This window comes from Umezawaea sp. (assembly GCF_057122925.1).
In genome coordinates this window covers 1-5,333 of sequence record NZ_DBNGPQ010000141.1, presented here as the reverse complement: position 1 = coordinate 5,333, position 5,333 = coordinate 1, and the positions used below count along the sequence as shown (strand labels likewise).

Here is a 5,333-nt window from a genome sequence, read left to right as displayed (position 1 = left end):
GGACTGTTCGGAGCAGGGTCCGGTGGTCGAGGTGGTTGAACCGCGCCGGATCGTGTGGCGGTGCGTCGCGACCTGAAACGTGGCCGGGGGGAGCACCCGGCAGTTGATCGACGGCATCCGGTGGGGGCCCTTGGCGGGACGGAGCCGGATGATCACGCGGGGAGGGCCTGTGAGCCGCGCCTGGCCTGTGAGCCGCGCCTGGCCTGTGAGCAGGGGCGGGCCTGCGAGCAGGGGCGGCGGCTGTTGGCCATCCTGGTCACCGCTGGGGCGTGGGTGACAGTCCGCGGTGGTCGAGGCCCGTCCGTGCGTCCCGACCCCGAGGTCGGCCGTACCAGGCGTTGGACCGGACTGGCCTGGCACAGCCCGGTCAGCCAGTGCCGGGTTGGGCTGCTCGAACCGGCGAAGGTTCCGCACGCCGTCCCGTTGCCTTTTCGTAGCTCCTGTCCAAGGAGTCGTGGTCGCCAGGTCCGGCATGACTGATGCCTCCGGTCGAACCCGGAGATCCGGGGGTGGGGTCACCGGACCTGGTGGCATCGAGGGACCGCTGAGCGGCAGCGTCAGCGTGTTCCTCGGCCTGCGTGGGAACGCCTGCACGACGCGCCGAGTCCACTGTGACCGGCGACGAGACGAGGGCGTGAGAACCACAACCCCGCCCTGATCCGCCTGGTAAGACGGTGCGGCGACGCGGACACCGAGCAAGGAGGTCCCAGGCCCTCCGCGGTCAGTTCCCATGATGGGACCGCCGAGCTTGTCTCCGCGAGACCGGCTCCCGTGAGTCCGACTCCACGAAACCGGCTCCCACGAAACCGGTTCTCGTGGGTTCGGCTTCCGTGGGTCCGGTTCCCGTGGGTTCGGCTTCCGCAAGCCCGGCTCCCGTGAGCCCGGCACCTGTGGAACCGGTTCCCGCGAACCGTTCCTCCGGCCGGGCTCCCGCGAGCCTCACTCGTGCCACAGCGGCTCCGAGCGCAGGCGCCCTCTCCCTCTACCCGTCCTACTGGCGGTAGCCCTCCACGATGCCCTCGGGCCGTGCTTCGGCGGCGTCCGGGTCCATTCCGGCTGCCCTGCGGGCGCGGCGTTGGCGGAGCAGGTCCCAGCACTGGTCGAGGCCTACCTCGATCTGCTTGAGGCGCTGCGCCTCGTCGGTCGAGAGGCCCTCGCCGATCTTCGAGTTCTCCAGCTCGTGCTCCTCTTCGACGAGGTGCGAGATGCGCTTGATGATTTCTTCGTCGGTCATGGCTAAGGCCTACCCCTGCTCCGGGGTGTCACGCCACCCGACGCGCGCTCCTTCTCTTGGTCCATAACGCCCATGTATGGCCGGTTGGAGGGTGTTTTCGCCGCGGTTCGTGCCTCATCCTCCAGCTCAACCCTGCGAGAGGAACAACCGTGTTGTCGAGAAAACGTTCGATGGTGTCCATCGCGGTCGCCATCGCGGCCGCGGGTGCGGTGATCACCGGCGGTGTGCCTGGCACCGCGGGCCCGCTGCCGGTCACGACGGCGGCCCAACCCGGCCCCACCTACGTCTACAAGGTGCACGCACCGCTCGGCGAGCAGGCGCAGAACCTGCTGAGCCGCGGCTTCGACGTGCTGGAGCAGCGCGACGGCGACAGCCTGTTCGTGCTCGGCGCCAAGGACGAGGGGGCCCGGCTCCAGCAGGCGGGCTTCACCGCTGTCGTCGACCAGGTGCTGGCGCCGCCGGAGTGGACGCCGCCCGCCAAGAAGTCGCAGTCGGCCGCGGTCGAGGCCGCCGACATCAACGAGACCTTCTACGGCGGCTACCGCACGGTCAACGCCCACCACGCCCACCTGGACGCCGTCGCCGCCCAGTACCCGACGCTCACCACGCTGGTCGACTACGGCGACTCGTGGAAGAAGACCCAGGGCGCGGGCGGCTACGACCTGCGAGCCATCTGCATCACCAAGCTGAACGCGGGCGACTGCGCGCTCAACCCCAACGCGCCCAAGCCCCGCTTCTTCGTCATGGGCCAGCTGCACGCCCGCGAACTCACCACCGGTGACGTCGCCTGGCGCTGGATCGACCACCTGACGGCGGGCTACGGCACCGACGCGAGCGTCACCGCGCTCCTCGACACCACCGAGGTGTGGGTCGTCCCGCAGGCCAACCCCGACGGCGTCAACATCGTCCAGCAGGGCGGCAACTCGCCGATCTACCAGCGCAAGAACGCCAACGGCACCAACGGTTCCAACTGCTCCGGCTCGGCCAGCAGCCAGCTCGGCGTCGACCTGAACCGCAACACCAGCTCGCACTGGGGCGGCCAGGGCACGTCGAGCCAGCCGTGCGACCAGACCTACAAGGGCCCGAGCGCGGACTCCGAGGTCGAGACCAAGGCGCTTCAGGCGCTCTGGCGCAGCCTCTACAAGGACAAGCGCGGCACGGCTCCCGGTGACGCCGCTCCCGCGGACACCACCGGTGTCGTCGTCAGCATGCACAGCTACTCCAACCTGATCCTGTTCCCGTGGGGGTACGACGCCAGCCAGAAGGCGGGCAACGACGCCTCGCTGCGGAAGATGGGGTCGGACCTCCAGGCCATCGCGGGTTCCGGCTGGACCTCCGGCCAGCCCGGCGAGGTGCTCTACAACGCCGCGGGCGCGACCGACGACTGGGTGTACGACGACCTCGGCGTGGCGAGCTTCGTCTGGGAGATCGGCCCGAGCAGCGGCTCGTGCAGCGGCTTCTTCCCGACCTACTCGTGCCAGGCGGGCACGTTCTGGCCGAAGGTCAAGCCGATGCTGATGTACGCGGCCACCAAGGCGACCAGCCCCTACGGCACGAGCACCCCGCCCACGGGCTGCGACAAGAAGACCAACGACACCGACGTCGCCATCCCGGACCGCGGTGCCGCCGTCACCAGCACGATCACGATCGCGGGCTGCACCGGGAACGCCTCGGCCACCTCGCAGGTCGAGGTGCACATCAAGCACACCTACCGCGGGGACCTGGTGGTGGACCTCGTCGCCCCCGACGGGTCCTCCTACCGGTTGAAGGCCTCCGGCAACGACTCCGCGGACAACATCGACACGACCTACACCGCGAACCTGGCCACCGAGCTGCGCGACGGTGACTGGAAGCTGAAGGTGCAGGACGTGGCCTCCCAGGACGTCGGCACCATCGACACCTGGAGCCTGACCGTCTGAGACCGGTCCGGCGGGCGCGCGAGGTGCGCCCGCCGGACGCGGTGGTCGGTCGGGAGGCCGGAGGGCCGCCCGACCGACCGCGGACCGGGACGGGGGAGGCACGGGCCCGCCCGCCCCGTGAACCGCCGCGGTGGGACGGATCGCGGTCAGCGGCGGGGAGGGCCAGGGGGACGACCGGGCACATCGGTGGGTTCGCACAGGACCAGTGAAGCGGTGGGGTCCGACAAGAACCGCTGTTCTTGCGGTCACTCGAACAGGTGGAGTGGGAAGTCACCCGGAGTGAGCGGCTCGGACAGAGCGAACTCGGACAGAGCGGACTCGGACCAAGCGAACTCGGACCAAGCGGACTCGGACAAAGCGAGAGGGCCCGCGGCAGCAGCCGCGGGCCCTCTCGCTTACTGCGGGTCAGATCAGCCGAGGCCGTTCTTCATGGCCGTGATCAGCTCGCCGTTGGTCGTGTCTCCCGAGAGCTCCCAGAAGAACGCGCCACCGAGGCTCTGGTTCTTGGTGTAGGTCATCTTGCCGCCGATGGTGGCCGGGGTGTCGTAGCTCCACCACTGGTTGCCGCACTTGGCGTACGCGGTGCCCGCGACGGTGCCGGTGGCGGGGCAGGTGTTCTTGAGGATCTTGTAGTCCTCGATGCCCGCCTCGACGGAGCCCGGAGCCGGGCCGGTCGCGGTGCCGCCGGGGGCGTCCTGCGTGACGCCGGTCCAGCCTCGGCCGTAGAAGCCGATGCCGAGGAGCAGCTTGCTGGCGGGAACGCCCTTGCTCTTCAGCTTCTGGATCGCCGCGTCGGAGTTGAAGCCCGCCTGCGGGATGCCGTTGTACGACGTCAGCGGCGAGTGCGGGGCCGTCGGGCCCTGCGGGGTGAAGCCACCGAAGTAGTCGTAGGTCATGACGTTGTACCAGTCGAGGTACTGCGCCGCGCCGCCGTAGTCAGCGGCGTCGATCTTGCCGCCGCTGCTGCCGTCGGCCGTGATGGCCGCGGTGACCAGGTTGCCCGAGCCGAAGCGGCTGCGCAGCGCCTGGGTGAGGTTCTTGAACGACGCGAAGCCGCTGGTGTCGCAGCTCAGACCGCAGGCGTTCGGGTACTCCCAGTCGATGTCGATGCCGTCGAACACGTCGGCCCAGCGCGGGTCCTCGACCAGCTTGTAGCACGACTCGGCGAACGCGGCCGGGTTCTGCGCGGCCTGGCCGAAGCCGCCGGACCAGGTCCAGCCGCCGAAGGACCACAGCACCTTGATGTGGGGGTACATCTTCTTCAGCTTGCGCAACTGGTTGAAGCTGCCGCGCAGGGCGCCCGCGTCCCAGGAGTCCGACGTGCCGTCGACGCTGCTCGCGGCGTCGTAGAACTTGTCGTAGTCCGCGAAGGTGTCGTCGGTGGCCGAGCACTGGCCGTTCTTCACGTTGCCGAACCCGTAGTTGATGTGGGTCAGCTTCGCGGCGGAACCGCTCGTGTGGATGTTCTTGACGTGGTAGTTGCGCGAGTACACGCCCCACTGCACGAAGTAGCCCAGGTTCTTCTTGGCACCGGACTGCGGCGGCGTCGTGGTGGTCGTGGTCGTCGTCGGGTTACCGGGGGTGGTCGTCGTCGTGGTGGTGGTCGTGGTCGTCGTGGTGGTCGTCGTCGGACCACCCGCGTCGCACGAGGCACCGTTCAGCTTGCACCCGCCGGGGGCCGCGAAGGCGCCCGTGTAGGTGACGTTGAAGCCGAAGCTGACGGACGCGCCGGGCGCGACGTTGCCGTTCCAGGAGTTCTTGACGGTCACGTGCTGGCCGCTGGCGGTCTGCGTGCCGTCCCACAGCGAGCTGACCTTGTGGTTCGCGGGGAGGTCGAACTCGACGGTCCACGTCGCGAGCGTCGACGTGCCGCCGTTCTTGATGGTGTACTTGCCCTCGTACCCGGTGCCCCAGTCGGAGCCCTTGGAGAAGGTCGCCGACACACCGCCCGCGCCACTGGCGGTGGGCACGACGGTGAGGCCGAGGACCAACGCGGCCACCGCCGCGAACAACGCTGTGAGATGCCATCGGATCTTGGTCATCGGGCTCCTTGTCACGGCAGGGAAAGCAAGGTTGGGTGAAACATGTGGTCCAGACCACTGAACGGTCAAGGTCTAGACCAGTTGTGTCACTCGAATGGCCTAACAAGTGAATCGATCAGGAGCCCTGAAACCGTTTTC

Annotated in this window: 3 protein-coding genes; 1 reads left to right on the top strand and 2 read right to left on the bottom strand. The window is 68.8% G+C overall.

All coding sequences use genetic code 11. The annotated features are described in order from the left end of the window. Positions 1–991: 991 nt before the first annotated feature. Positions 992–1,234, bottom strand: coding sequence for a DUF2630 family protein (locus AC156L_RS32285; RefSeq protein ID WP_330875522.1), 243 nt, complete (start codon positions 1,232–1,234; stop codon positions 992–994). Between the two features lie 170 nt (positions 1,235–1,404). Between AC156L_RS32285 and AC156L_RS32280 the strand changes: the two genes are divergently transcribed. Continuing rightward, positions 1,405–3,153: a M14 family zinc carboxypeptidase gene (locus tag AC156L_RS32280; RefSeq protein ID WP_330875523.1), complete on the top strand. Its 1,749-nt coding sequence runs from the start codon at positions 1,405–1,407 to the stop codon at positions 3,151–3,153. 410 nt (positions 3,154–3,563) lie between these two features. Here the strand turns inward: AC156L_RS32280 and AC156L_RS32275 are convergent, their stop codons facing one another. Then, positions 3,564–5,195, bottom strand: coding sequence for a glycosyl hydrolase family 18 protein (locus tag AC156L_RS32275; RefSeq protein WP_330875524.1), 1,632 nt, complete (start codon positions 5,193–5,195; stop codon positions 3,564–3,566). Positions 5,196–5,333 lie beyond the last annotated feature (138 nt).

What these genes read in the sequence shown, in the direction of transcription:
- AC156L_RS32285 (WP_330875522.1), bottom strand. Translation starts at nt 1,234, where the DNA reads ATGACCGACGAAGAAATCATCAAGCGCATCTCGCACCTCGTCGAAGAG.
- AC156L_RS32280 (WP_330875523.1), top strand. Translation starts at nt 1,405, where the DNA reads ATGGTGTCCATCGCGGTCGCCATCGCGGCCGCGGGTGCGGTGATCACC.
- AC156L_RS32275 (WP_330875524.1), bottom strand. Translation starts at nt 5,195, where the DNA reads ATGACCAAGATCCGATGGCATCTCACAGCGTTGTTCGCGGCGGTGGCC.